Source organism: Streptomyces sp. NPDC054770 (genome assembly GCF_053611985.1).
Window position 1 is genome coordinate 15,541 of sequence record NZ_JBSHBL010000021.1, and the last position, 26,511, is coordinate 42,051.

Annotated in this window: 24 protein-coding genes and 1 pseudogene; 10 read left to right on the forward strand and 15 right to left on the reverse strand. The window is 70.7% G+C overall.

What is annotated here, in order from left to right; genetic code table 11:
- The first annotated feature begins 11 nt into the window (after positions 1–11).
- From ACWGKQ_RS20105 to ACWGKQ_RS20115, 3 genes are all read left to right on the forward strand, one after another.
- On the forward strand, positions 12–785 hold the full coding sequence (locus ACWGKQ_RS20105) for a DUF1707 SHOCT-like domain-containing protein (RefSeq protein WP_453293274.1): 774 nt from the start codon (positions 12–14) through the stop codon (positions 783–785).
- Between the two features lie 692 nt (positions 786–1,477).
- Positions 1,478–2,794, forward strand: a complete 1,317-nt coding sequence (locus ACWGKQ_RS20110; protein ID WP_453293275.1) for a DUF445 domain-containing protein — start codon at positions 1,478–1,480, stop codon at positions 2,792–2,794.
- Positions 2,795–2,855: 61 nt separating this feature from the next.
- Positions 2,856–4,352: an MFS transporter gene (locus ACWGKQ_RS20115; RefSeq protein ID WP_453293276.1), complete on the forward strand. Its 1,497-nt coding sequence runs from the start codon at positions 2,856–2,858 to the stop codon at positions 4,350–4,352.
- Between the two features lie 35 nt (positions 4,353–4,387).
- Here ACWGKQ_RS20115 and ACWGKQ_RS20120 read toward each other — a convergent pair whose 3' ends face one another.
- Complete coding sequence (locus ACWGKQ_RS20120) at positions 4,388–5,842, reverse strand: alginate lyase family protein (protein ID WP_453293277.1); 1,455 nt, start codon at positions 5,840–5,842, stop codon at positions 4,388–4,390.
- Between the two features lie 86 nt (positions 5,843–5,928).
- Complete coding sequence (locus ACWGKQ_RS20125; protein ID WP_453293278.1) at positions 5,929–6,387, reverse strand: hypothetical protein; 459 nt, start codon at positions 6,385–6,387, stop codon at positions 5,929–5,931.
- Positions 6,388–6,531: 144 nt separating this feature from the next.
- Here ACWGKQ_RS20125 and ACWGKQ_RS20130 point away from each other — a divergent pair, with 144 nt between their 5' ends.
- Together ACWGKQ_RS20130 and ACWGKQ_RS20135 are read left to right on the forward strand one after the other, a co-directional pair.
- Positions 6,532–7,488: a GlxA family transcriptional regulator gene (locus ACWGKQ_RS20130; RefSeq protein ID WP_453293279.1), complete on the forward strand. Its 957-nt coding sequence runs from the start codon at positions 6,532–6,534 to the stop codon at positions 7,486–7,488.
- A gap of 265 nt (positions 7,489–7,753) precedes the next feature.
- The gene (locus tag ACWGKQ_RS20135) at positions 7,754–9,928 is read left to right on the forward strand and encodes a DEAD/DEAH box helicase (protein ID WP_453293280.1); all 2,175 of its coding nucleotides are present in this window, start codon (positions 7,754–7,756) and stop codon (positions 9,926–9,928) included.
- A 63-nt stretch (positions 9,929–9,991) separates the two neighbouring features.
- Here the strand turns inward: ACWGKQ_RS20135 and ACWGKQ_RS20140 are convergent, their stop codons facing one another.
- The 4 genes from ACWGKQ_RS20140 to ACWGKQ_RS20155 all read right to left on the reverse strand — a co-directional run bounded on the left by ACWGKQ_RS20140 (position 9,992) and on the right by ACWGKQ_RS20155 (position 12,857).
- On the reverse strand, positions 9,992–10,294 hold the full coding sequence (locus ACWGKQ_RS20140; RefSeq protein ID WP_453293281.1) for a hypothetical protein: 303 nt from the start codon (positions 10,292–10,294) through the stop codon (positions 9,992–9,994).
- A 95-nt stretch (positions 10,295–10,389) separates the two neighbouring features.
- Positions 10,390–11,661, reverse strand: a complete 1,272-nt coding sequence (locus ACWGKQ_RS20145; protein WP_453293282.1) for a hypothetical protein — start codon at positions 11,659–11,661, stop codon at positions 10,390–10,392.
- Between the two features lie 36 nt (positions 11,662–11,697).
- On the reverse strand, positions 11,698–12,219 hold the full coding sequence (locus ACWGKQ_RS20150) for a SigE family RNA polymerase sigma factor (protein ID WP_453293283.1): 522 nt from the start codon (positions 12,217–12,219) through the stop codon (positions 11,698–11,700).
- A gap of 89 nt (positions 12,220–12,308) precedes the next feature.
- Complete coding sequence (locus ACWGKQ_RS20155) at positions 12,309–12,857, reverse strand: TetR/AcrR family transcriptional regulator (protein ID WP_453293372.1); 549 nt, start codon at positions 12,855–12,857, stop codon at positions 12,309–12,311.
- A 142-nt stretch (positions 12,858–12,999) separates the two neighbouring features.
- Here ACWGKQ_RS20155 and ACWGKQ_RS20160 point away from each other — a divergent pair, with 142 nt between their 5' ends.
- Positions 13,000–13,848, forward strand: coding sequence for an SDR family oxidoreductase (locus tag ACWGKQ_RS20160; RefSeq protein WP_453293373.1), 849 nt, complete (start codon positions 13,000–13,002; stop codon positions 13,846–13,848).
- A gap of 162 nt (positions 13,849–14,010) precedes the next feature.
- Here ACWGKQ_RS20160 and ACWGKQ_RS20165 read toward each other — a convergent pair whose 3' ends face one another.
- Positions 14,011–15,180, reverse strand: a complete 1,170-nt coding sequence (locus ACWGKQ_RS20165; protein WP_453293284.1) for a serine hydrolase domain-containing protein — start codon at positions 15,178–15,180, stop codon at positions 14,011–14,013.
- Positions 15,181–15,274: 94 nt separating this feature from the next.
- Here ACWGKQ_RS20165 and ACWGKQ_RS20170 point away from each other — a divergent pair, with 94 nt between their 5' ends.
- Positions 15,275–15,979, forward strand: a complete 705-nt coding sequence (locus ACWGKQ_RS20170; RefSeq protein WP_453293285.1) for a Clp protease N-terminal domain-containing protein — start codon at positions 15,275–15,277, stop codon at positions 15,977–15,979.
- An 88-nt stretch (positions 15,980–16,067) separates the two neighbouring features.
- On the opposite strand, the gene ACWGKQ_RS20175 is transcribed toward ACWGKQ_RS20170, so the two are convergent.
- Positions 16,068–17,990 carry an N-acetylmuramoyl-L-alanine amidase gene (locus ACWGKQ_RS20175; protein ID WP_453293286.1) on the reverse strand — a complete coding sequence of 641 codons (1,923 nt, stop codon included), beginning with the start codon at positions 17,988–17,990 and terminating at the stop codon, positions 16,068–16,070.
- A 229-nt stretch (positions 17,991–18,219) separates the two neighbouring features.
- On the opposite strand from ACWGKQ_RS20175, the pseudogene ACWGKQ_RS20180 reads away from it, so the two are divergent.
- Positions 18,220–18,324 (forward strand): annotated as a pseudogene (locus ACWGKQ_RS20180) (IS5/IS1182 family transposase); the annotation flags it as partial.
- A gap of 233 nt (positions 18,325–18,557) precedes the next feature.
- A complete protein-coding gene (locus ACWGKQ_RS20185; RefSeq protein ID WP_453293287.1) occupies positions 18,558–19,151 on the forward strand; it encodes a PASTA domain-containing protein in 594 nt (197 codons plus the stop codon).
- A 380-nt stretch (positions 19,152–19,531) separates the two neighbouring features.
- Here ACWGKQ_RS20185 and tgmC read toward each other — a convergent pair whose 3' ends face one another.
- From tgmC to ACWGKQ_RS20205, 4 genes are read right to left on the reverse strand one after another with little or no spacing between them, the layout of a single operon-like run.
- On the reverse strand, positions 19,532–20,731 hold the full coding sequence (gene tgmC / locus ACWGKQ_RS20190) for an ATP-grasp peptide maturase system methyltransferase (RefSeq protein WP_453293288.1): 1,200 nt from the start codon (positions 20,729–20,731) through the stop codon (positions 19,532–19,534).
- Positions 20,728–21,711 (reverse strand): ATP-grasp ribosomal peptide maturase, encoded by a 984-nt coding sequence (gene tgmB / locus ACWGKQ_RS20195; RefSeq protein ID WP_453293289.1) that lies wholly within the window; start codon positions 21,709–21,711, stop codon positions 20,728–20,730. The genes tgmC and tgmB overlap by 4 nt, the downstream gene beginning before the upstream one ends.
- An 11-nt stretch (positions 21,712–21,722) precedes the next feature.
- Positions 21,723–21,989: a putative ATP-grasp-modified RiPP gene (gene tgmA, locus ACWGKQ_RS20200; RefSeq protein ID WP_453293290.1), complete on the reverse strand. Its 267-nt coding sequence runs from the start codon at positions 21,987–21,989 to the stop codon at positions 21,723–21,725.
- 43 nt (positions 21,990–22,032) lie between these two features.
- Positions 22,033–22,356 carry a hypothetical protein gene (locus ACWGKQ_RS20205; protein ID WP_453293291.1) on the reverse strand — a complete coding sequence of 108 codons (324 nt, stop codon included), beginning with the start codon at positions 22,354–22,356 and terminating at the stop codon, positions 22,033–22,035.
- A gap of 348 nt (positions 22,357–22,704) precedes the next feature.
- On the opposite strand from ACWGKQ_RS20205, the gene ACWGKQ_RS20210 reads away from it, so the two are divergent.
- Positions 22,705–23,985, forward strand: coding sequence for a transcriptional regulator (locus ACWGKQ_RS20210; RefSeq protein WP_453293292.1), 1,281 nt, complete (start codon positions 22,705–22,707; stop codon positions 23,983–23,985).
- Here the strand turns inward: ACWGKQ_RS20210 and ACWGKQ_RS20215 are convergent.
- Genes ACWGKQ_RS20215 through ACWGKQ_RS20225 form a run of 3 tightly spaced genes read right to left on the reverse strand, consistent with a single transcriptional unit; the run spans position 23,966 to position 26,342 of the window.
- Entirely contained in the window at positions 23,966–24,628 is a 663-nt protein-coding gene (locus tag ACWGKQ_RS20215) for an HAD family hydrolase (protein WP_453293293.1), read from the reverse strand. The genes ACWGKQ_RS20210 and ACWGKQ_RS20215 overlap by 20 nt on opposite strands.
- Before the next feature lie 29 nt (positions 24,629–24,657).
- Entirely contained in the window at positions 24,658–25,545 is an 888-nt protein-coding gene (locus ACWGKQ_RS20220; protein ID WP_453293294.1) for a DUF6339 family protein, read from the reverse strand.
- Entirely contained in the window at positions 25,542–26,342 is an 801-nt protein-coding gene (locus ACWGKQ_RS20225) for a hypothetical protein (RefSeq protein ID WP_453293295.1), read from the reverse strand. Before ACWGKQ_RS20225 ends, ACWGKQ_RS20220 begins: the two co-directional genes overlap by 4 nt.
- Positions 26,343–26,511: the final 169 nt, after the last annotated feature.

Consider the following 26,511-nt stretch of genomic DNA (forward strand, 5'->3'; position numbering starts at 1 on the left):
CGCTGCACTCTATGACCGACGATGCTCCGGAGCTGCGCGCCGCCGACGCCGATCGTGAACGAGTCGCCGAGATCCTCAGGGACGCCCTCGCGGAGGGGCGGCTCGACATGGCGGAGTTCGAGGAGCGGCTGGAGGCGACGTACCAGGCCCGTACGTACGGCGAGCTGGCGCCGATCACGAAGGATCTGCCCGTGGCGGGCACGTCGCCGGCCGTGTCGCTCACCAAGCCTCCTGTGGACGACGGCAGTTGGCGAAGCCGGATCGTCGGTGGCGAAGGCACGTCGACGTGGGCGGTGGCCGTGATGTCCGGGTTCCAGCGCAAGGGGCGCTGGACGGTGCCCAAGAGGTTCGCCTGCTTCGCGTTCATGGGGGGCGGCGAGATCGACCTGCGCGAGGCGAACTTCGCGGACGGCGAGGTCGAGCTCAACTGCGTCGCGATCATGGGCGGGGTGGAGGTGATCGTGCCGCCGGGGGTCGAGGTGGTGGTACGGGGCATCGCCGTCATGGGCGGCTTCGACCACCACGAGGAGGGCACACCGCCCGACCCGGGCGCCCCGAAGGTGATCGTGACCGGCCTCGCCTTCTGGGGCGGGGTGGACGTGAAACACAAGATCACGAAGGCGGAACAGCAACGTCTGAAGGAGGAACGCCGCCAGGAGAAGCTGGACCGCAGGTCAACCCGCCACGAACTGCACGCCGCCCGCCACGAATGGCACCAGCAGCGCAGAGAGCACCGCGAAGAACGCCGCGAGGAACGGGAACGCCGGCGACACGGGGACTACTGACCGGGCAGTGGGACAGCCCACCCAGGGGCGCGGGGAACTGAGAGTGACGGGGTCTTTCCGGCGTCGTGGGGGCAGCCCGCCCAGGGGCGCGGGGCTGTGTCGATGTGCGGCTCCGCCGCGTGGGCGCGACCAGCCCCTACCGGCTCGCAGGTACTCACTGGCCGGTTCGGCACCGCAGGCATCCGCCGCGGTGGGTGGGGGAGAGTGACGGGGTCTTTCGGACGTCGTGGGGGCAGCCCACCCAGGGGCGCGGGGCTGTGTCGATGTGCGGCTCCGCCGCGTGGGCGCGATCAACCCCCACCGGCCCGCAGGGATCCACCGGCCGGTTCGGCGCCGCCGGATTCCGCCGTCGTGGTTGATCGCCGTCGCGGCGGGATGGGGGGAGCGGCGGGGTAGAGGGGAACGGCGGGGGCCAGGGGAGTGACGGGGTCTTTCGGGCGTCGTGGGGGCGGCCCGCCCAGGGGCGCGGGGCTGTGTCGATGTGCGGCTCCGCCGCGTGGGCGCGGCCAGCCCCCACCGGCCCGCAGGGATCCACCGGCCGGTTCGGCGCCGTCGGCATCCGCCGTCGCGGCGGTGAGTTTTTTGGGCTGGGCGATGGGGGAACTCTTGGTTCGGTTCGGGAGTAGGGCAGGTAGGGACAATGGGTGGGGGAGCACCGTGAGGGTGGTGCCGGGTTCGAACGGGTGGAGCAGATGGAGGAACGTACGGAAGCGGCGGTGGCGGCAGCCGCCCCGTCCTACAAGTCCATGAACGCGTTCACGCCCGCCGACGAGGAGCGCCAGCGCGGCGTCCGGCGCATGAAGCGCACGGCGACCGGCCTGCTGCTGGTCGTCGCGGTGGTGTACGCCCTGGCCAAGTGGGCGTCCGGCGCCGGCGCCGGGGCATGGGCGGACTACGTGGCCGCGGCCGCCGAGGCCGGCATGGTCGGCGCGCTCGCCGACTGGTTCGCGGTGACCGCCCTGTTCCGCCACCCCCTCGGCCTGCCCATCCCGCACACCGCGATCATCCCCACGAAGAAGGACCAGCTGGGCGTCTCCCTCGGCGAGTTCGTCGGCGAGAACTTCCTCTCCCAGGACGTCGTACGGCAACGGCTGCGCGCCGTAGGCATCGGCAGCCGGCTCGGCGCCTGGCTCGCGGAGCCGAAGAACGCCGACCGGGTCACCGCCGAGCTCGCGACAGCGCTCCGCGGCGCGCTCACCGTGCTGCGGGACTCCGACGTCCAGGCGGTGGTCGGCGAGGCGATCACCCGCCGGGCCGACGCCCAGGAGATCGCCCCCGGCATCGGCAAGATGCTGGAGCGGGTCGTCGCCGACGGCGGCCACAACCGCGTCGTGGACCTCGTCGTCACCCGGGCGCACGACTGGCTGGTGCTGCACGCGGACTCCGTGATGGACGCCGTGCAGGGCGGGGCGCCCGGCTGGACCCCCCGGTTCGTGGACCGCAAGGTCGGCGAGCGCGTCTACAAGGAGCTGCTGCGCTTCTGCGCCGAGATGCGGGACATGCCCTCCCACCCGGCCCGCGGCGCCCTGGACCGCTTCCTCACGGACTTCGCGAACGACCTCCAGTCCGACACCGACACCCGCGCCCGCGTCGAGCGGCTCAAGGGCGACGTGCTGGGCCGCGGCGAGGTGCAGGACCTGATCGCGTCCGCCTGGACGGCCGTACGGTCCATGATCGTCTCGGCGGCCGAGGACGAACGCAGCGAGCTGCGGCTGCGCGTCCGCGCCTCGCTGATCTCCCTGGGCGCCCGGATGGCCACCGAACCCAAGGTCCAGGACAAGGTGGACAGCTGGGTCGAGGGCGCGGCCGTGCACGTCGTGACGACGTACCGCAAGGAGATCACGTCCCTGATCACCGACACGGTGGCCGGCTGGGACGCCGAGCACACCACCCGGAAGATCGAGGCGCACATCGGCCGCGACCTGCAGTTCATCCGGATCAATGGCACGGTGGTGGGGTCGCTGGCCGGAGTACTGATCTTCACGGTGTCCCGGGCACTGGGCGGGTAACCCGCCCGGAGATGGGCACTCGGCCGCGGGTTTCGGTGGTTCCGCCGGTCGAGGAGGCGCGATGGGTACGGCTACGGGTGTGGGCGCGGGCGGTGCGGGCGGGATCGACGGCGGCCGCACGATCACCACCCGGATCCCGGCCCGCCTGGACCGGCTGCCCTGGTCCCGCTGGCACTGGACGATCGTCATCGGCCTCGGCACGGTCTGGATCCTGGACGGCCTGGAGGTCACGGTCGTCGGCAACATCGCCAGCCGCCTCTCCGAACCGGGCAGCGGTCTCGCGATCTCCTCCTCCCAGGTCACCGGCACGGCCGCCGCGCTCTACGTGGCCGGCGCCTGCACCGGCGCCCTGTTCTGGGGTCGCCTGACCGACCGCCACGGCCGCAGGAAACTCTTCATGATCACCCTGGCGGTGTACCTGGCCGCCACCGCCCTGACCTCGATCTCCTTCGCCCCCTGGTGGTTCTTCACCTTCCGCTTCCTGACCGGCTTCGGCATCGGCGGCGAGTACGCGGCGATCAACTCGGCGATCGACGAGCTGATCCCGGCGTACCACCGCGGCCGCGTCGACCTGATCATCAACGGCAGCTTCTGGGTGGGCGCGGTCGGCGGCTCGCTGCTCTCCATCGTCGCGCTGAACACGGACTTCCTGGCCAAGGACGTGGGCTGGCGCCTGACCTTCGCGCTGGGCGTCGTCCTCGGCCTGGTCATCCTGCTGGTACGGCGCAACGTCCCGGAGAGCCCGCGCTGGCTGCTGATCCACGGCCGGGAGGAGGAGGCGGAGAAGATCGTCACGTCCATCGAACGGCAGGTGGAGGACGAGACGGGTACCCCGCTCCCCGAACCGGCCGGCGAGCTGGTGATCCACCAGCGGCCGAGCGTCACCTTCGCCGAGATCGCCCGCACGGTCTTCCACGACTACCGGCGCCGCGCCGTCCTCGGCTTCTCCCTCTTCATCGGCCAGGCGTTCCTCTACAACGCGATCACCTTCGGCTTCGGCGCGATCCTCACGACGTTCTTCGACGTGCCGACGGGCCACACCGGGTACTACTTCGTGGTCATCGCGGTGGGCAACTTCCTGGGCCCCCTGCTGCTGGGCAAGCTGTTCGACACGGTCGGCCGACGGGTGATGATCTCGTCGACGTACCTCCTGTCGGGCCTGCTCCTGTTCCTCACGGCATGGCTGTTCGGCCAGGGCGTGCTGACGGCGGGAACGCTGACGGCGTGCTGGTGCGCGGTCCTCTTCTTCGCGTCGGCGGGCGCGTCCAGCGCGTACCTGACCGTCTCCGAGATCTTCCCGATGGAGACGAGGGCGATGTCCATCGCCTTCTTCTACGCGCTGGGCACGGCGGCCGGCGGCATCAGCGGGCCGCTCCTGTTCGCCGACCTGACGGGGACGGGCAAGGTGTCCGACACGGTGCTGGCCTTCCAGATCGGCGCCGGACTGATGTGCGCGGCGGGGCTGGTGGCGGCGGCGCTGGCGGTGAAGGCGGAGCGCCGCTCCCTGGAGGACATCGCCCGCCCGCTGACGGCCGCCGCCCCGCCGGACACCCCCTAGGGGCTGCGGGAAAGCCCCTTCGGGCAAGGGCGCCGCTACTGACCGCCGCGCGCCCGCCTGCGCAGCAACAGCAGCCCGCCGGCCAGCGCGGTGATCCCCGCCCCCGCGCTCCACCCGACGATGTCACCGGTCCCGGTGGCGGCGAGGTCGCCGCCCCCGCCCATGGCCGACGGGGCGGAGGAGGCCGAGGCCGAGGCGGAGGCCGACGCGGAAGCGGATGCCGACGCCGAGGCGGACGCTCCAGGACTCGGCGAGGACGACGCCGTACTGCCCGCCGCCTTCGCCCGGTCCCGCGTGAACGTCAGGGTCCCGAAGCCCAGTTGGTCGTACCCTCCGCTGTTCGGGCCGTAGTCCCCGCCGCCGCCCTCCGGCGCCGCCTTGGCCGCGATCCGCGTGACATACGTCGCCGGCATGGCCCGCCGCTTCGTGTAGTGGTTGGCGATCATCGCCCAGATGGGACGGGTCATCGACGGATCGACGGCCGCCGCGGCCGTCACCGTCTCACTCCCCGACCATCCCCCGACCGCTCCCTTGCGCCGGGTGCTCGCGGTGAACGGCACCTGCCCGCCCAGGCTCCACTTGGCGACGTACTGCGCGCCCTTGAGGAACCGGCTGTCGTCGTACCCGTACAGGTCGATCCCCTGGTTCCAGGCCATCTCGCAGAACGTGCCCATCAGCCCGACGCCGAGCAGCGCGTGCCCCTGGTCGCGCCCCGCCTCCAGCCACTCGCCCAGCGCGCCGTCCTTCTCGTCGTACACCACGGGAATCGCGTTCCTGACCGACCCGAGCCCGGCGCCGTGCTTGAAGTAGTCGACCGCGCGGGCGACCTGGGCACGGTCGTCGCAGAAGATGCCGGTGGCGAGGACGCAGGCCATGTTGGCGAGGTCCCAGTTGGTCCAGTAGTTGGAGACGACGGCGTCGTTGTGCCGGACCAGGAAGTCGTCGCTGACCGCGCCGAACAGCTTGCTGAGCATCTCCTGGAAGCGGGCGAGCTCGAAGTCCCCGTGGCCGCGGACGAGTTCGGCGGCGTTGGCGAACTGGTAGCCGTACAGTCCGGCGGCCAGGAACCGGTCGGCGGAGCCGTTGACCGCGGTGAGGGTGGCCGACCAGGCGTTGAGGACGGCGACGGCGGTGTCGGCGTACACGCTCTCGCCGGTCACGTGGTACCGCAGGGCGTTCTGGTACGCGGCGTGGATGTCGTTGTAGAGGAGCGAGTAGTTCTCCGGGGTGCCCGAGCCCCGGTACACCACGGCCTGCGGCCGCGCCTGCCAGCCGCTCTGCGCATGCCGGTTGGCGGTGAGCTTCGCGAACCCGGCCGTGTAGGGCGCGGCGCCCGCCTTCACCTTGGCGGCCATGCGGTCGAGGTCGGTACGGGTGTGCAGCAGGCCGGGGTGGGCGAAGGCGGCGGCCCCGGCGGCGGCTGCGGGGCCGCTGCCCACGGCGATCCCGGCGGCAGCGGCCCCCGCCGCCGCGCCCGAGGCCTTCAACATGCTCCGGCGGCTGATCTGTCGAGTCATGTGCATGCCCCGGGAGACGAACGGGCCCACCCCGCGATAACAGAAAGCCGCGAAATCGCTCAGGCGCCCGTCGTCGACCCCGGCCGCACGATCATCAGCACCGTCACGACGGCCCACAGCAGGTTGAACACCCCGGTGAACATGGCCAGTTGAACGGTGGCCTGCCGGGTACGTCCGTCGGCGGCGCCCTCCACCAGCGCGCTCTGCCGGGGCAGCACCAGCGCGGCGAGGACGAGGGCGGCGACTGCGGTGAGCGCGATCGACGTGATCAGCCAGGCGCTGCCCAGCACATGCATGTTGCTCGCCGTGGCGAACCCGAACACCGGGACGACGACGCCGACGACGGCGTACACCCGGCAGATCCGGTGCAGCAGCTGAACGGTCTCGGCGGCCCGGACGTCGTCCGGTGCCTCGATGGCGCGCCGGGCGGCCGGCGGGAACATGCTGGCGGCGACGGCGACGGGACCGATCGCGACGATCGCCGCGAGGACATGGACGGCGAGGAGGAACTTGGTCACGGCGACGACCGTAGGCGGCCGGATGATCGCGCAGAAGCGGCGATACTGCCACCCTTCGACGGATTCTCGCCAGTCGGCGGAGGGAACTGCCCGGTAACCGGACCCGCGATTGGCGGCAACCCGTCGAACCGCTACGTTCCTGCCATGCACACCGTCGCCGTACTCGTCCTGGACCAGGTCATCCCGTCCGACTTCACCGTGCCGATCGACACCTTCGGCTGGGCCCGGCTGCCCGACGGCCGGGACGCCTACCGGGTGCGGGTGTGCGGGGCGGCGGCGGAGGTGACCGCGGCGGGCGGCGCGTTCACGGTCAGGGCGCCGTACGGGCTGGACGCGCTCGCCGAGGCGGACACGGTCATCGTGCCGGGCGTCGCGGATCCCGCCCTCGCCCTCCCGCCGGAGGTCGCAGGCGCCCTGCACGCGGCGGCGGCGAACGGCACGCGGATCGCGTCGGTCTGCGTCGGCGCGTTCGTCCTGGCGGCCACCGGCCTCCTCGACGGCCTGCGCGCCACCACGCACTGGGTCGCCGCCGACACCCTGGCCGCCCGGCACCCGGCGGTCGAGGTGGACCCGAACGTCCTGTACGTCGACAACGGCCAGTTCCTGACCTCGGCGGGCGCGGCCGCCGCCATGGACATGTGCCTGCACATGGTCCGCAAGGACTACGGCTCGGCGGTCGCCGCGCACACCGCCCGGATGTCGGTCATGCCGCTGGAACGGGAGGGCGGCCAGGCCCAGTTCATCGTCCACGACCAGCCGCCGGCCCCGGCCGGCGCCACCCTGGAGCCGCTCCTGGCCTGGCTGGAGGACAACTGCGACCGGGACCTGACCCTGGACGAGGTCGCGGCGCAGGCCGGCATGAGCACCCGTACCCTCAACCGCCGCTTCCGCGACCAGACCGGCACGACCCCGCTCCAGTGGCTGCACCGGGCCCGGGTACGCAGGGCCCAGCACCTCCTGGAGACCACCGCCCACCCCGTCGAACGCATCGCGACCCAGTCGGGCTTCGGCTCCCCGACGGCCTTCCGGGAACGCTTCAGAAGAGTCGTCGGCACCAGCCCCCAGGCCTACCGCCGGGCCTTCCGCACCTCGGACGCCTGAGCGGGTCCGGCGAAGTCCGCTGCGGTTCGGCAGCGCCCAGAAGGGGCGCTGGGGGTACCCCCGGCCGAAGGCTGGGGGAGGAACTGCGCGACCAGCCACGACGGAGCCGCGGTCGACAGACGGCATAGCGCGGCAATTCCAGCGGAGCGCCTGGTGATGCTTCCGCACCCCGGACGCTCCGCCGGATCGGACCCGGTTCTGCCGCCGGTGTCGGTGTGGGGTGGGAAGATGCCGGAACGGCCGGTGAGGAGTGAGGGGCGGGCGCGTGGGGCGGGAAGAACGAGGCGTGGTCGCGCGGGGAGCGCGGCTGGCCGAGGCGGCCCGGAACGTGGTCGGTGACCATGACGGTGCCGTCGGGGCGGTACGGGCGGCGCTCACGCCGATCCACGAAGCGGCGGTACGGCGGGAGCTCGACGCCATCCCGGTCGCGCGGCTCCAGGACGTCACCGAGGGCCGGCTGCGGCTGGGCGGCGTCGAGCAGAGCGGACTGCGGACGGTGGGCGCCGTGCTCGAAGCGGGCGCGTACCGGCTGCTTCAGATACCCGGTGTCGGGCGGCGCACCGTCGACCAGATGCTCGCCGCGGCCCGCAGACTCTCCGAGGCCGTGCACGAGACCGTGGCCGTCCATATCGACGTGGACCGGCCGGAGCCGAGCACCACCGCGCTCGTCAGGGCCCTGCATGTGCTGGTGGAGGCGGGGCCCCAGGCGCGGCGCGCCGTCGACCGGGCCGCTGCCCTGTCGCAACGGCTGGAACCGCTGCTGGCCGACGCCGGGCCCGCCGCCGGGCGGTTCCGGATGCTGCTGGCCGGCCGGGAGCGGAAGGCCCGCGCGCTGGCGGCGGTGGCCGAGCTCCGTCCGCTGGTGGACGAGGCGGACCGGGGGCGGCTGCCCGAACAGTTCGCCCAGGCCTCGGTGGACCTGCTCCGGGGGCCGTCGTCCGACCTCGCCGCCTGGGCGGACTTCGAACTCCGCTCCGCCGAGTACTACAGCCTGCTCGCCGAGATCTCCGGCGCCGCGCCCGACGCGGCCGCCGCCGAGGGCTTCCTGCCGGACGACATCGCCGAGCGGGTCCGGGCCCAGCACCTCGACGACTCGCACCGGCGGGTCTCCCTGCGCGGCTACCAGGCGTTCGGCGCGCGGTTCGCCCTCGCGCAGCGCAAGGTGATCCTCGGCGACGAGATGGGCCTGGGGAAGACCATCCAGGCGATCGCCGTGCTGGCCCACCTGGCCGCCGAGGGGCAGAGCCACTTCATGGTGGTGTGCCCGGCGAGCGTCCTCGTGAACTGGACGCGGGAGATCGAGGCCCGCAGCGCCCTGCGCGTGCTGCTGCTGCACGGCCCCGACCGGCGTGACGCGTTCGCCGACTGGAAGGGGCGGGGCGGGGTCGGGGTGACCACGTTCGACGCCCTGCGCGGGTTTCCCGCACCGGGTGGCGGCGAGGTCGGACTGTTCGTGGTCGACGAGGCGCACTCGGTGAAGAACCCGAGCGCCAAGCGGTCCCAGGCGGTCGCCCGGTGGGCGGAGCGCTGCGAGCGCACCCTCTTCATGACCGGCACCCCGATGGAGAACCGGGTCGCGGAGTTCCGCAACCTGGTCGGGATGCTCGACCACGGGGTCGCGGAGTCCCTGGACGACGGGGACGCCCTGGCCGGATCGGTCGCCTTCCGCAAGGCCGTCGCCCCCGTCTACCTGCGGCGCAACCAGCAGGACGTGCTGACGGAGCTCCCCAGCCTCCAGCACACCGACGAGTGGGAGCAGCTGAGCGCGTCGGACGAGGAGGCGTACCGCGACGCCGTCCGCGCCGGCAACTTCATGGCGATGCGCAGGGCCGCGTACCTGCGCCCGGAGAAGTCGGCCAAACTGGAGCGGCTCCGGGAGATCGTCGAGGAGGCCGGCGAGAACGGGCAGAAGACGGTCGTCTTCTCCAACTTCAAGGACGTCCTGCGTGTGGTCGAGGAGGCACTCGCCGACGGCACCACGGTCTTCGGCCCGCTCACCGGCGCCGTCCCGGCCGCACGCCGGCAGCAGCTCGTCGACGACTTCGCCGCCGCCCCGGGCGCCGCGGTGCTCCTGGCGCAGATCCAGGCGGCGGGCGTCGGCCTCAACATGCAGGCCGCCTCCGTCGTCGTCATCTGCGAACCCCAGATCAAGCCGACCATCGAACACCAGGCCGTGGCCCGGGCCCACCGCATGGGCCAGGTCAGACCGGTCCGGGTGCACCGCCTGCTCGCCACCGGAGGAGTGGACGAACGCCTGGTGCGGATGCTGGAGCGGAAGACCCGCCTGTTCGACGCCTACGCCCGCCGCAGCGCGGTGGCCGAAGCGACCCCGGACGCGGTCGACGTGTCGGACACCGAACTGGCCCGCCGGATCGTCGAGGAGGAACAGGCGCGTCTGGGCATGACGGTCAGGGACCACATCGAGAGTGCGGGCGCCTGACGAACGGAGGGGCCAGCGTGGTGCGCCGGGGTCGTCACCGCCGAGCCCTGAGCCCAGCCCTCCTCAGGCCCGCCGGTCCGCGACGGCCCAGGACGCCAGTGCCACCGCGCCCGCCACCCCGAACACGGACGGCCAGGCGCCGACCTTCTTGGCCAGCGGATGCGACCCGGCGAACGCGGCGACATAGGCGACCGACAGCGCCCCGGCGGCCTTGCCGCCCGCCTGCTGCCGCCACTGCTGCGCGGCGGCGACGCCGGCGACGGCCAGCACAGCTCCGCCCAGCGGCCGCTTCTTCGTCCACCGGGCCACGCCGTAACCTCCGACGAGCCCGCTCGCGGCGATCACCGAACTGGGAACCCTGGCCATGCCTGTCTCCTTCTGCTTCTGCCGCTTCCGCCTGGATTCCCGAGAGTAACCGGCGGCTCGCGACCGGCCCCCACCCACCCGCACCCGACCCCGAACTACGGCCGCCACTTCGCGCTGAGCGCGATCGCACGCAGCTGCTTCATGGTCAGCGCCGGGGCCTTGCGGGTCGCGGCGGTCTGCTGGGAGCCGGAGTTGAAGGCGCTGATCACGACGCGGAAACCGTCGGTGCGCATCGTGTCGACGGTCCACATGACGACCCCGGCGCCCCCCTTCTCCCCGGGCCCCTGCCGCTCGGCGACCTTCGTCCCGTCGGGCAGGGTCTCGGACCCGCTGCCGAACAGGTCACCGGCCACATCGGACATGTCCGGCTGCACGTTGACCTGGACGAGACTCCTGCCCTTGCCGTCGTCGACGACGACGTAGCTGAACTGGGTGTCGTCATCGGCCCCGTGCGCCACGACCTTCAGCCCCTTCGGGATCAGCGAGGTGAGGGTCTGCCGGACGGCCTTTCCGTCCCCCTGCGCGCTGGGCGGTTCCTGGGTCTGCCGCGGATCCTCCGGAATGGCGTCGATCACCCCGCGCCAGTCCTTCGCGGCCGCGAGCGTCCTCAACTGCGCTGCGGACAGCGGAGGTTGCTCCCGGCTGATCGGGGCGTCCTTCTCGGCGGCGGCGTTCCACTCGCTGATCGAGACGTGATGCCCGTCCGGGGTGACGAGGTTCGCGGTCCAGAGCTTGGTGTCCACCCGCCGGTCCGGATACTCGTACCCCTTGACGACCGTGACCACGGACGCGTCCGGCAGATGGCTGGTGGTGCAACTGTCGTACGGTGTGTAGACCTTGTCCGGGCACCGGAGGGTCTGCTGGGCGTCGTACCCGCCCGGCAGCACCCGGTTCACCGAGATACTGATGGCGGCGGCGCCGTGCCCGTCGTCGTACACGAGCTGCGCGTACGGCGCCACGAGCGGCTGCTCCGGGTCGACGCCCCGCCCCTGTGCCTTGCTGAACTTCCCCTTGGGCAGCAGCCTTTCCAGCGTGCGGACCATCTGGTCCCCGGTGACCGGCGCGGGCGACGCGCTGGCCGTCGGCTTCGGTGTGCCGGCCACGGAGGCGGGGGAGCGGTCGGCGGACCCGCCGTCCGCCGCCACCACCAGGGCGCCCCCCACCCCCGCCAGCGCGACGCCCGCCACGCCGCCCAGCACGGTGGCGCGGCGCCGCAGCCGCAGCCGCCGTCCCCGGGCCGTACCGGCGGCGGCGAGCGCGCCCCGGTCGGCGTCGAAGGTGCCGCCGGCGTCGTGCAGGGCGGAGGAGAGCCGCTGTTCGAAGGGAGCGAGGGGATCGCTGTCGCTGTGCTGCCGCTCGACGGGCATGACGAACCACCGTTTCCAGTTTCCACAGGGTTGAGGTCAGGGGCGGGCGTATTCGGCGAGGTCCTCGCCCAGCAGCTCGCGCAGCCGGGCGAGGGCCCGCACACACCGCGTACGGACGGCGGCCGAGCTCACGTTGAGCGCGTCCGCGGTCTCGTGTATCGACCGGTCCTCCCAGTACCGCAGGACGACCACGGCCCGGTCCTTGGCGGGCAGCCGGGCGAGCGCGTCGAGGAGGGTCAGCCGCAGCGAGGGATCGTTGCCGGCCTGGTCGGCGCCGGTGTCGGCCAGTTCGGGGAACGAGTCCCTGGCCCGCTCTCTGCTGCTGAACCGCCGCCGGTGGGCGAGGAAGGTCCGGGTGAGGACCGTCTGCGCGTACCCGGCGGGGTTCTCGACGCGGGAGACCCGGCCCCAGCGGACGTAGATCCGCCCGAGGGCCTCCTGCACCAGGTCCTCGGCGAGGTGGGTGTCCCCGGCGGTGAGCAGACAGGCGGACCGGTACAGATGCCCGGCCCGCGCCGCGGCGAACTCGGCGTAGTCCTCCCCAGCGCGCTGACTCATCCGCGTGTTCCCCCGTCCCCGGCGCTCTGCCGCTCACCTCATTGATGCGGTGGGCCGGGAAAATGTTTCAAAGGTTTCTCAGGGCAGGCTCACCGGAGGGAGTCGAGCCAGCCGAGGAGACGGGCGCCTTCGCGGTTCATGATCTCCGGGTCGCGCAGCGCGTTGGCCATGAGCGACATGCCCTGGTAGCCGGAGACGAGGGTGAGGGCCAGGTCGTCCGGGTCCTGCGGGCCGTCCGGGCCGGTCGGCCTCATCTCACGGAACTGGCGTGCGGCCCAGTCGAGCAGCCGCCGGATCACCGCGCCCGCCTCGGCGTCGAGGGTCCCTTCGGTGCGCTTGCCGAGCTCTGCGGCCAGGGTGCCGGTGGGGCAGCCGTACCGGGCGGCGATGTCGCGCTGCCCGACCCACGCCTCGACCAGCGCCTTGAGCCGCTCGCGCGGGTCGGGCAACAGGTCGAGCCGGCCGGTGAGTTCGTCGAGGTGCGCGGTGTGCTCGGACAGGGCGGCCTGGACCAGCTCGTCCTTGGTCTTGAAGTAGTAGTAGACGTTGCCGACGGGGACGTCGGCCTCCCGTGCGATGTCGGCGAGGGTGGTGCGCTCGACGCCCTGCTCGTGCAGCACCCGGGCGGCCGCCGCCATCAGCCGCTGCCGCTTCTGCGTCGCCTGCCCCCGCCGATCCACTGAGTTGGTCACCCAACTAACTATAGACAACCCGGGGTTCGGTCGTGCTAGCGTCTGCCCATCGAGTAAGTCAGTCAACTAACTAACAGGGGGATCGATGATGATCACAGTGACGGGCGCGACCGGCAACATCGGCCGGACGCTGGTGGACCTGCTGGCCGAGGCGGGCGAGGACGTGACGGCGGTGTCCCGGCAACCCCGGCAGGCGTCCGGCGGGCGGCCCGGTGTCCGATGGGCCGAGGGCCATGTCGGTGACGCGGCGAGCATGCGGGCACCCCTGGCCGGCGCCCGTGCCCTGTTCGTCGTCCTGGGCGGCGAACTCAACGCCCGGGGCGAGAACCCGGAGCTCCTGCTGCGAGCGGCCGCGGACGCCGGCGTCGAACGGGTCGTCCTGGTGTCCTCCCAGGTCAGCGCCACCCGTCCGGAGGCACCCTCACATGCCCGCCTGCGCGAGTACGAGGCGGCGGTACGCGCATCGGGCCTCGGCTTCACGATCCTGCGCCCCGGCGGCTTCGCCTCCAACGCCTTCGCGTGGGCCGACACGATCCGCACCAAGCGCACGGTCTTCGCCCCGTTCGCCGACGTGGCCCTCCCGGTCGTCGACCCGGCGGACATCGCGGCGGTGGCGGCGGAGGCGCTCCGCGGGGACGGCCACGGGGGCCGGGTGTACGAGCTGACGGGCCCGGAACCGATCAGCCCGCGCCGGCAGACGGCGGTCATCTCCTCGGTGCTGGGCGAGGAGGTGACGTTCGTGGAACTCTCCCGTGAGGAGGCCCACGCGGCCATGTCCCGCTTCATGCCGGAAGAGGCGGTCACGGGCACGCTGGACGTCCTGGGCGCACCGCTCCCCACGGAGCTGGGGGTCAGCCCTGACGTGGAGGCGGTGCTGGGGCGGCCGGCGGCCGGGTTCGGGGGGTGGGTGGGGCGCAACCTGCGGGCGTTCCGATAGCCGGTGTCTCGGCAGCTGGTGTCTCGATAGCCGGTGTCTCGGTGGCCGGCGTGCCGGTAGCGGTCGTGCCGGTATCGGCCGTACCGGTATCGGCCGTACCGGTAGTGGTCGTGCCGGTATCGGCCGTACCGGTAGTGGTCGTGCCGGTAGTGGTCGTACCGGTCACAACGCGGCCCGTACCGCCTCGACGAGCGTGGACGCCCGCGTGTCCTCCGCCCCCTCGACGATGCTGTTCATGACGTAGGCGAAGGCGATGCCGTGCTCGGGGTCGGCGAAGCCCAGCGATCCGCCGCGGCCGGGGTGGCCGAAGGCGCGGGGGCCGGTCAGGGGGTTCATGTCGACCGGCAGCATGTACCCGGAGGCGTACCGGACCGGGAACATGATGACCTTGTCCACCCCGGCGGCCTGCTCCGCGGTCGCCGACGCGAGCGTCTCCGGGCTGAACAGCCGTACCCCGTCCACCTCCCCGATCAGCGCGGCGTACATCCGCGCGAGGCCGCGCGCGGTGCCGATCCCGTTGGAGGCGGGCAGCTCCGCGGCCTGCACCTCGGCCGAGTTGAAGTCGATCTCGGCGGGATCGGTGACGGTGAACGCCCGGTTGCTCAACGACCGCGGATCCTGCAGCGCGGCGACGAACTCCCGCGCCTCCGGCGGCACGAACTCCAGCGGTACGGTGCTCAGGTCGACCTCCGGCTTCGGATACACCATCCGGCTGACCCGCCCGCGCTCGGCCGCCGGCAGCCCGATGAAGAAGTCGAGGCCCAGTGGTCCGGCGACCTCCTCGGCGAAGAACCGGCCGGGCGTACGCCCGGAGACGCGCCGTACGACCTCGCCCACCAGCCACCCGAAGGTCCGCCCGTGATACCCGTGCGCGGTCCCCGGCTCCCACTGCGGCCGCTGTACGGCGAGGGCGTCGACCATCGGCTGCCAGCGCAACGCCTCGCCCACCGGTACCGGCGGCTCGACGCTCACCACCCCGGCCCGGTGCGACAGCAGCCACCGCACCGGGATCTCCGCCTTCCCCTCCGCCCCGAACTCGGGCCAGTAGGCGGTCACCGGCGCATCGAGGTCCAACTCCCCCCGCTGGGCGAGCAGATGCGCCACGGTGGCGGTGGCGCCCTTGGTCGCCGAGTACACGAGCTGCAAGGTGTCCCGTTCCCACTCCCGCCCGGTGCTCGGATCGGCCACCCCGCCCCACAGATCCACCACGGGCCGCCCGTCCCGGTACACGCAGACGGCGGCCCCGACATCCCCCCGCTCCGCGAAGTTGGCGCGGAACGCCTCCCGCACGCCTTCGAACCCGTCGGCCACTTCCCCGTGAATGGTCGTCATCCCCTCATCCTGCAAGAGAGTTGGCGCAGCGCGTGCCGAAAAGGATCGTCAATTACAAGTTGACGATCCTGGATCGTCAACTTAAAGTTGACGCATGAGCCCACTCGACATCAGCCTCGCGGACCTGATCGCCCGTCTCGACGAGGAGCTCCCGGAAGCAAGCGAACTGGCCCGCATCAGCGAGGCCCGACTGCGCGCCCAGACCCTGTCCGACCTCGGTGACCAGCTCATCGACCACTACGTCAGCAAGGCCAAGCAGACCGGCGCGTCGTGGACCGAGATCGGCGACGCCATCGGGGTGTCCAAGCAGGCCGCCCAGCAACGCCACGCGCCCGCCGCGTTCGAGCGGTTCACCAACCTGAACCGGCACAGCATCGTGCTGGCCCAGGAGGCCGCCCGCACCTACAAGCACGACTCCATCGGCACCGAACACCTCCTGCTCGGCCTGCTCGGCGAACCACGGGGCCTGGCGTACGAGGTGCTGGTGGCCAAGGCCGGCTCGGAGCAACGCGTCCGCGACGCGATCCGGGAAGCACTGCCGCCGGCCGGCGAGAAGGCACTGCGCGGCCACATCCCGTTCCGGGAAGAGACCAAGGAGGCCATCGGCCAGACCCGCCGCGCGGCCGCCGACCTCGGCCACGACTGGGTCGGTACGGAACACACGCTGCTGGGCCTGATCCGCACCGCACAGAGCCCGGCCGCCCAGATCCTCCGCACCCTCGGCTTCACGTCGGAGGAACTGCACGAGACGGTCCGGACCGAGATCACCGAGCGGCTCGCCGCGCGCGGCGACCGGTGACAAGACAAATGGTGCCCAGGAGGCCGGAACCTCCTGGGCACCACATGAACGTGCGTCGGCGCGCGGCCGGTGTGCGGCCGGCGGACCGTCAGCCGTCCGTGGCCGTGACCGCCGATGCGTACACGAGGGCGACCCGGTGGTTGTACTGGATGGTGTACATCGCCTTGGCACCGGTGACGACCGTCCCGCTGGACGGGAAGAAGTCGTCCGTGAGGGACGGCGCCGCGGTGGCCACATAGGCCTGACCGGCCGGGACGGAGTACATGCTCAGCGGGGCCTGCTTCGAGGGCGACAGGCCCGCGGGGTACTCGGCGGCGTCCGGGTAGCTGGAGCCGTACACCGCCACCGGCGAGGTGTCGGCCGCTGCGATCACCTGCACCCCGTGGGCGGGCGCGGTGTTGCACCCGTGCGGGTTGTAGAACCAAACCTCCGAGCCGCTGTACCAGATGGCGGTCCAGTCCCCGTCCTGTCCGGCGACCACGAACTGCTGTCCCGCCGCCGCCGTGCTGCCCCAGTCGTTGATCCGGTCGGTACCGGCCGCGCCGGGGTGCAGCGCCTGGTCGCCGAAGAGGGGAGCGGAGTCACTGGGCCCGGTGCGCAGGTACACGAAGTTCGACGCCTGCTGCGTCTCGGTGCACGCGGTGGTGGCGCCGGTCGGGTCGTCGGACGGGCAGATCTGGACGGTCTGCAGGTTGTCGGCGAAACGAGGCGCGATGGTGACCACCGAGCCGACGGGGCCGACGCCGTGCCGCCCGGTGTTCACCCCGAGCAGGCTCATGAAGTGGTTCCAGTCCCAGGAGGGGCCCGGGTCCCAGTGCATGCCGGAGACGAGGGACGAGTTCGGCCCGGCGACGTTGTCGTGGCCGATGATGTGCTCACGGTCCAGCGGTATGTCGAAGCGCGCCGCGAGGTACTTCACCAGCTCGGCCGTGGCCTCGTACTGCGCCTCGGTGTACCAGGTGGCACCGTGCGCGGCGTAGCCCTCGTGCTCGATGCCGATCGAGTGCATGTTGGTGGAGTAGTTGCCCGCGTGGAAGGCGAGATCCTTGGTGGGCACCATCTGCGTGACCGCGCCGTCGGAGGACCGCATGACGTAGTGCGCGGCGGCGCCGCCCGGCTGCTCGAAGCTGGTGATGGCGGAGTCGTACGAGCCCTCGGTGTCGTGGATGACGATGCTGTCGATCCGGATGCCGTTGGCGGGGCGGTTGGACACCTGCCCGTTGGACGGCGACGCCGGCACGAAGGTGCAGGCGACGGTGGCCGGGCACTCGACGCTGGTGTCCGCCGCGGATTTCAGATCCAGCGAGGCCAACTGCTTGGTGGCCGGGGCGACATCGCCGTCAGCCGCCAGCTTCATGTGCTCACCGTCGGTCGTGGTGCGGTGGGCGCCCTTCTTCACCGTGGCGAAGACCCGGTCGGCGAAGGCCGAAGCGCCCTGCCGCTCGGTGGCCTGGCTGTAACGGGCCACGGCCGCGTACCAGTTGCCGGGATCCGACGACACGGAACCGGTCACGGCCTTCTGGTACGACGCGAGCAGCGCCGCGCCACCGCGGATGTTGGCCGCCGGGTCGGTACGCAACTCCCCGGCCGACAGCCCGGTCAGCTTCGCGGCGGCCTGGACGGTGTGCAGGGCCGGCGCGTCCGCCAGCTTCGCCACATCCCCACGCCCCGCCGCGCCCGCGTCGCCACCGGCCATCATCGCCGGGGTGACGTCCGTGAGATGCATCGGCCCGTACCCGCCGTCGGTGCTGTGCTGCCCGGCATGCGTGTCCCAGGCCGACTCCTGGTACGCCACCGCCATCAGCAACTGACGCGGGACGTGGTACGCGTCGGCGGCGGCCGTGAAGTCCTGCTGCAGCGTGCCGGTCACCGCACCCGCGGCCGCACCGTCGGCCAACGCCGGCACCGGCACCGCCGCGCCGCCCGCAACGGCGAGCGCGGCAACGGCGGTCAGCACGGCCGGACGACGACGCTTCGAGGCGTCTGTGCGTCTGGAATTGCTTGAACTCATGAAAAAGTCCCCGAACCTCGGAGGATCAAATGGCGGAATGGAGGATGCATACGACGGGGCATCGGTTCATCGGCCGAGCCGGTATGCGCAGGCCTCCGCGACCTACGCGGGGCTCCGTCCGTCGACGCCTGGCAGTGGATGATCCCCCTCTGTCTCAAGTTGAGTCAACTTCAGTTGTTCAAAGGGAACTTGAGCAAGAGACAAGCAACCCGGGAAGAACGGGTTCGCCGACGCCCTCTTCGACCTCGCCGACACGAGCACCACCGTGCGCAACCTGATCCGACGGGCCTGGACCACCCACCACTGCGACGAACGCCCGAACCGACGCCCATGACCGCATGCCTGTCCGCCCGACTTCTCGGCCCCCGGACCTGGCAGTTGCGGGGTTCGCACCCCGGCGACCCGCGCCGTTCCGCTGAGCGGACCAGTACGGGCCTTCACGGGACCGCGCGAGCAATCTGGTCGGGCGTTCGCCCGGACGGTCCGGACGGCGGTGTTGAGGGAGACGCGGAAATGAACGGAATGAAAGGTTTATCCGGATCACGCGGTCCGGGCGGGCTGAGGCGCGTGGCACGGTGGACGGTGCCCGCGTTCGTCGCGGCGCTGGCCGGGCTGTTCCTGGCGGTGCCGGCGCACGCGGACGACCCGGGTGCCAACTGCCTCGCGACGGCCACCGGTTCGCTCACGACGTCGTCGAACCCGGTGACGTACGGGCAGAACACGACGGTGTCATGGGGGGTGAACTGCGTGTCTCCCACGCCGGAGGACATCGTGGAGATCTTCGGGCCCGGATTCAACCCGGCCACCGACGAGTTGAACCTCGGCGGGTCGCGGCCGGTGTTCATCACCGACACCTCCACCGCGTCGTGGACCGAGGTCCTGATCGACGCGAGTTCAGACACCGGCGCGAGCCGTGTCCTCGCGACCCTGACGGTCCCGGTGACGGGGGTGACCTACGTGCCGGGCGTGGTCGGGCAAAAGACGGCCGTGGCGCAGAACGTGCTGCGCGCCGCAGGGTACGTGCCGGTGATCGGCGGCACCACGCCGGACTGCCCCGGCGGTGAGGTGTTCGAAACCATCCCGGACGGCGGCACCGCGTTGCCGCTGGGCAGCACCGTGGACCTGATCGTGACCGTGGGACCGACCCACAACTGTCCCTGATCCGGGCCGGGTTGCCCGACGCGGCAATTCGGAAGGCGGGGAGAGGCGGGGGGAGATCCACGACTCCCCCGGCCTCTCCCCGCCTTCTGGCGCCTTCCAGCGCCTTCCGCAGAGCCCCGCGATCGCCCCGAGCCGGCCACCGCCACCCTCACCCCCACCCTCACCGCCACCTGCGACGATCCTCCCCTGCGGATGCGCAAGCCCTCCCAACCCGGGCGTCTTCAACCACCGGAGGCCCGAGTTCCCACCGCCGGGTCCTGTCCACCCGGGTGACGACTGCCCGGCGTGAGACTCCCCGCATCCTTCCGGGCGGCTGGGGCACCTTGCAGCCAACAGTTCGGCACGTCGACCTCGATACCGGGCCCCACTCCAGAAGCAGTTCAAGCCCCCGGCAACCCAAGACCGGACACCTGTGCGTGGACCAGCCTCTGCCCGCTCCCGCACACCTGCAGCCTGAACGACTCCGGCCCCGGACACCCCGCAGAGTCGAAGGCGTCGACGACCTCCTCAACGCGCTCCCACAACCGCACAGGCCCGGCCTCCCGCACCTCCCACCCACCGTCGCGCGGCGTGAGCGACGCGGCAGAGCCATGGACGACGTCGACCAGGTGCACGACCTTCCCCACGGTGGTCATCTGAGCATGAGGCACCGCGCACTGGGCGAGGAAGCGCAGATGGAACCCCTCCGGGCTGGCAACCGTGATCCGCTCCGGCCCGTACCGCGCTGCCCTGGTTCTCTCCGGCAACCCCGCAGCCCAGTGGGCGGGGTTCCCGAAGGCCGGAGCGGCCTGCGCCCGGACCGACATGAAGGAGACCGTGCCCGGCAGCAGCGGCCCCTCCGCCCTACCGTCCTCGGCGACCGTGAGGAGGACGCGCGCATAGCCGTACAACCAGCCCGACAGAGTGAGCAGGATCTTCCCGCCAGGCCGGGTCTGTGCGACGAGCGCTTCCGGCACGGAACGAAAGGAGCAGGCGGCCACGATCCGATCGAAGCGAGCCTCGGGCCAGTAGCCGTACCGCCCGTCTGCCACGGCCAGGGTCGGCGTGTAGCCGCAGCCGTACAACGCATCCGCTGCCACCGCCAGCCGGTCGGGATCGACGTCGATGCTCGTGACGTCGGCGGACCCGAGGCGCTCGCAGGCGAGGGCGGTGGAGTAGCCGCTGCCTGTACCGATCTCCAACACCGTGTCTCCGTCGCTCAGTTCGGCATCGCCCCACATCCGCAGGACGAGTGACGGCAGGGTCGAGGAGGAGGTGGGCGCCCCACCGTGCCGCACCTCGGGCGCGTTCCAGTCCGGCTCCCGGTCGTCGAACTGGGTGATCAGCGTGGCATCGGAGTACGCGGCGGCCAGCCATCTGCCGTAGTCGAGCTCAGCAGTGACGGGCTCCCAGACCGCCAGCCCGTTCTCGTCTGTCTCGCCGGCCGCCAGATAGAAGCTTGGCACGAACCGATGCCGAGGCACCTCGTCCACAGCCGCCAACCAGCGCGGATCGTCCACCGACCCGTCCCGCGCGAGCCCCTTCGCCATCTTCCGCCGAAGCAGAACGGCATTGCTCTCAAGGGCGTTTGGTGTCGTCAAGGTTCTTCGATTCCCTCTCTGCTCAGGATCTCGGCGAACGCGTCGGCGATGGACGGGGCGTCCGGAAGCCAACCCCACTGCCCGTTCGGATTGCACTCGATCGCCCACCAGTCCTCCGGAGCCGTCCCGTCACCGGTGAGCGCGAAGTCGAAGCAACCGAAGACCAGCCCGAAAGAGGCCAAGTAGCCGTGCAGAGCGGCCCGAACGGACTCGGGCACGGCGACGGGGGTGTGGACGAGACGGTCCCAGTCACCCCGGCGCCAGTCCAGCGCACCGTCCGGCGTGGTGATCCGCTGGGCAAAGACCCGACGTCCGACCACGGTGACCCGCACATCCCCGCTCTTCGGAATCTCGGCCTGAAAAAGATGCGCGGTCACCGCGACCGAGTCGTCCAGGGCATCGGCCTCGATCCGCTGGGCCCAGATCGCCCCGGCGCGCCCGTCCTCCCCCTCCGGCAACCCGCGGAACGACTTGTAGACGACGTGCTCGTACTCGGCCGCGAACTTCCGAGCCTCCTCCACGTCATTGGTGACCAGGGTCGCCGGAACACGCAGACCGAGAGCGGCGAACCTCTGCAGCTGGGCGGGCTTGAAATCGGCGCGGGCCACGGCGGACGGATGGTTGACGTACAACGCACTGCGCAGACCGTGAAGCACACCCCCGAGCCCATGACGTGCCTCGGCGGCGGCGAACTCGCCAGATTGACGGGGCAACTGCCGAAAGCGCGCGGTGTACGGGGTCGGCCGGCGACAGTAGACGGCCGTCACGGCCTCCACATCCACCTCCCGGCTCGCGGTACGCAACCGCCCACCCCACGTCGAGCCGCCTCCCTGCTCGAGCCGAAAACCGAAAACAAGGTCCGGCCCGACATCCCCTGGATCAACGCGTACGACGGCCGCGCCGCGCTCGTTCAGAGCCTCGATGACCCGGTCCGCGGTGACGTCCTCCAACGCGGTGAGCGCCAGAACAACGGACTCCACGACTTCACCCCTCAGTCCGACTCGTAGTCGGTCGTGTTGTCGTCGTGCGTCTGAGGCTGGGGCTGCTGCCCGTCCCCACCACCGGAGACCGAGGCCGTACCCGTCGTCTTCGACGTCCCGTGCTTCCCCATCTCGACCACCTGCCCGGTGGCGTCCGTGTACACGGCGGTCTGCGAGGCGGCATCCAGCACCACGGACACGTACGACGAAGCCGCGACCGGCAGCCGATCGGTCACCAACCGCATGGCCCATGGCGCCTGAACGGCCGTAGTCGTCATGTGATTGCTCACCATTCCTTTCGAGGTTCTTCGCGGCGGAGGATCAGACTTCCGAGCGTGCGGCCAGTCGTGACCGCCCCCTCTTGACCAGGGCCGTGATCGAACGCGGCGCGCACAGATCGCCCTCGTAGCGGGGCGGAACCAGCCAGTAGGTGCCCGGGGGCTGCTGCCGGTCGAGCCGTGGCACGCCGAGATAGGTGCCATACCCCAGACACGTGGCGATGTCGTCGTACGCCCAGACCAGACCGGCGTGCCCCTGAATCAGGGCGTAGTACGTGCCACCCGCCACGCGGCGGTCGTAGATGATCGAGCCGCCGAGGAGGAGGCCGAGGCAGACGGCGACCTGGTCCGGGTCGTTCGAATCCACGGCTGCGTGTACCTCGTCCGACGCCATCCGCACCGCTGCGAACCGATCGCCGAGCGGTAACAGGGCGACGCCGTGAACCGCCCACTCGTGCCAGGCCTGCGCAGGCGTCGGGTGGGTTCGTGCGAGCCATTCTGAGATCGCTCTGTCCAGGGCCTCTTGTGTGTCCACGACCTGCCTCCTGTCCTGGGAACAACACAAAGCGTCCAGTAACCGAGCGTCATATTCGAGGACTTGAAGAGGTCGCCGAAAGGACTCCAAGGGGGCCTCTATGACTCCTTGAGGGGGAGGCCATGCGTGAACAGGACTCTGTGTGGAAGAGTTGGAGAAGCCGTAGCAGGAGGTGCTCCAGTGCCCAGGCCCACCGGCAACGTCCGGCTCAAGGCCGCCCGCGTAGCCGCGGGCTTCAACTCCCAGCAGCATTTGGCCGATGCGCTCACCCAGCACGCCAAGGAGATGGGCGTTCGAGGGTTGTCGATCGGTGTACGACAGGTTCGCCGCTGGGAGTCGGACAATCCGCCCTGGCCGCAGCCGGACTGTCAACGCGTTCTTGTGCACATGCTCGGCCAGAGCATGGAGGCGTTGGGGTTCACGCCCCCGTGGGGTACAGACGGGCCACAGCCCGCAGAGCACGCACGGCGGCCCCCGACCACCGGCGGCCGGACAATGTTGGGAGGCCGGACATCGCTGCCTCGCAAAGTCGCGGTGGCGCCTCAACCTTCCTCCGCCGGCACCGATTTCATGGCGGTGACCCGTGCCCACCGCCGGCTCTACTGGTCGGTCGCACCGGCCGAGCTGCACCCGGCCGTTGTCGCGCACGCGACGCTGGGATGCGCCCTGTTGCCGGAGACGGCGGATTCGACACGTCGTGAGATCGCCGCGGCGATGGCGGAGACCTACCTCCTGGCAGGTCGTATCGAATTCTTCGATCTCCGCGAGCCGACTACGGCCAACGACACCCTCCTGTTGGCCCTACAGGCAGCGGGGGAGGCGAACGACGCGCTGCTCGGATCGGCGATCATCGCCCACATGGCGTTCGTCCCGGGATGGGTGGCGGATCGCGACGGAGCGCTTGAGCGAATGACTGCCGCGCGCACCTACGCACGACGTACCCTCGCTTCCGCCGAGTTCCTGGCCTGGCTGGACGCGGTGGAAGCCGAGTGCGAGACGAGGTCGGGCAACAGCCGTACCGCGCTGCACCTGCTCGGCCACGCCGAGGACGTCCTGACGGCGGGCAACGAACACCCTTCGCCGGAATGGCTGGACTGGTTCTCCCCGGCCCGTCTGGCGGCCTTCAAGGGCAATACCCAGATGATCGCGGGCCATCTTCCGCAAGCCCGTGAAAGTCTGCTGCATGCGCTGACCGCGATGACACCGGCCGAGGACAAGCAACGCTCGGTGGTCTACGCCGACCTGGCAGCCGTTGAGGCGGCGTCCGGAAACCCGGAGCAGGCGTGCGGGTACGCGGACAAGGCCCTCGACCAGCTGGCGCTCACCTGGTACGCGACCGGCATGGACCGGGTACGAGAGGTACGCCGGACGCTCGCGCCCCACCAGGCCGAACGCTGCGTGCGTGACCTCGACGACCGCCTGTACGACTGGTCGACGACGCTCAGCGCACTCGGCCGTTGAACTGACTGATCCGATCCGGAAGTTCGAGCAGCCCCTCAACCCGGAAGGTCGGGAGTTCCCTGGCCGAGGGATCGCTCCACTGGATGGTGGCCCAAGGCCCGCGGCGCACGAGGGCGGTGAGCATGCCGGCCTGCCGGGCGGGACGGATGTCGTTGTCGCAGCGGTCCCCGACGTACAGGATCTCGCCGACATCGAACGGCACGGCGTCGGCGACCCGCTTGAAGAACTCAGGGTCGGGCTTGCTGGCCCCCCAGTCGTCCGACGTACCGATCAGATCGACGTCGTTAGAGAACAACTCCCGCAGAATCTCGCCCGCCCGAACAGTCTGGTTTCCGGCGATCCCGAGCCAGAGCCCGTCACTTTGCAGCGCCGCAAGCCCAGGCCTGACGTCCGCGTAGAGATCCTCTTCCCCGAACGACTCCGGCTGCCCAGCGGCTGCCCGTTCCTGCCGCTCCTCGTAGAGATCGAAGCCGGGCCGAAACTCCTGGAAGACGTCCCGGTAGTCCCGCCCCTGAGCGATCACGGCCCCGAACATCGCGTGGAAGGTGTGCCGGGATACACCTAGCCAGTCGGCCCAGGTCCCGTACTCCCGGGTCTCGTCTACCAGACACTCACCTACGTCGAAGACCACTGCGCGGATCACGGGAGCAGGTTGTCGGGAGGCTGGCAATGTCATTCGCTCTCGCCTGAAATCCGCCCCCTGACCTGCGCGTACGCAAACAGATCCTCGAAGTGAACGATCAGTCTCTCAACTGCCTCCTCTGGCACCCTCTCCTCCTCCGGACCTTGGGGCAGCTCATTCCTTGGCGATGGAAGTGATGACTCTGCGCCCGCGATCCAGTCGCGCAGCGGCTCCCGATCCATTTCCACATCCAGAGCGATGACGTCGTACATCAAGGTCGCTGCGGCAGCATTGACCGCAGAAGTCAGGGCGTTGACTTCTCGACCTGTGCGAACAGCACTCCTTTCCATGAGCCGGACGAGGGCAAGGGCGGTGGGTCGGTGGTCGATGATGTCGAGTCGAAGGGCAGAGTTGAGCATGTCTTGGTTGCCGCAGGCCACTGCGACGGGACGGTAGTCCGGACCGTCACGGAAGAGTTCGGCTGCCCACCAGAGCCGGGCGAACGTCTGCTTGTAGTGCGGGCCGATGAACCTGTCGCGAGCTACGCGCCCAGGCGATCCATCCGCCTTTGGTTCGGACAGATGCCGCCACACTACGTAGTCCGGCGCAACTCCAAGGGCTAGATATGTCCAGAACCCCTTCTCGGCCGCTTCCCGACGTGTGAGTCGAAGGGTCTCGTGCAGACGCGGCGCCAGCCATGCGTCCGCGGCTGTGGGGCGTTCGTTCCCGAATCTGCTCAGCGCGTGTTCGATCAGATCCCGAACTCGGTCCAGTCGCCTGCGCGCGTCGTCACCCGGCAGTCTCTCGGCAATCTTGTTAAGCGCGATGGAGGGGACGTCCTCGCGTCCCTCGAGCAGTCCTGTCGAGATGAACTCGGCAGCTTGTACATCGGAGATCAGAGCAAGCCGTTCCGGCAGATGCTCGGGACGGGAAGTCACGCGAGGGTCTCCTGGTCGATTCGTTCGATGTCACGGACAGTGGTGGCCAACGCCTTGGGAACCTCGGCACGACGTGCGGCGGCGTACTGGATCCGAGGTTGCAGATCAGTCCAACTCCCCTCACCGGTGCGCCGGAGATGCACCTCGCGGAGCGCATCCTCCGCCGCCCGCCCCGGGACGATGTCCGGAAGCATCTCTCGCAGCACCGCGCCTCGCCAGTCGGGCGGGAAGAGCGGCGTCCCGTCGTCCTCGACCTCCAGGTCGCCGATGGCAGTGTGGAACACAGCGGTCCATACATCGGCGCACATCTGGGCCAGCAGCATCTCCCCTACCACGCCCTCCACCTTCGAGCCCCGACCCTCCACCAGCGCTGCGAGGCCCTCGAAGTCTGAGTTGAGGCGAACAGTAGGCATGCGGCCCGAGGTGTCCACTATCCAGGGCGCGTCCCGGAAGCTACGCAACCACTCGGCACCGCGAGCGAAACTGACTGTGCTGACTTCCAGTTGGCGATCCCTGAGTGGGACGTCGGAAGTGAGGTCGACCACCCAGTCCTGATCGATGGAGCCGATGATCCGTCCTGGTGTTTCCTCGACTGTGGCCACCACGTGCACAGCCAGCGACGCGCGATCCAGATGGTCGTCCCGGTCGAGCTCGATCTCGCCAGTCCACTCTCTGTCACCATCCGCACCACACGTCAACGGGACGCAAGTACGCGTGTTCGTGGCCCCCTCCGTCAGAACGGCGACAACCGTGATGTCGGACCAATGCCCCTTCGTCTCGATCTCTCGGACCGGCACGGTCGCCGTAAGCGCGATCCGCGCGATCTGCCAGTCGTGGGGGGGGGGGCGGGCGGGCGGGGCGCGCGGCCGGCGGCCGGGGGCCGCCCCCCCTCCCGCCCCCCCGACGCCGGGTGGGCGAGAGCGCTGCTGGGGGTTCCGGCGGCACCGGAGGCGGGCGGTCCTGGCG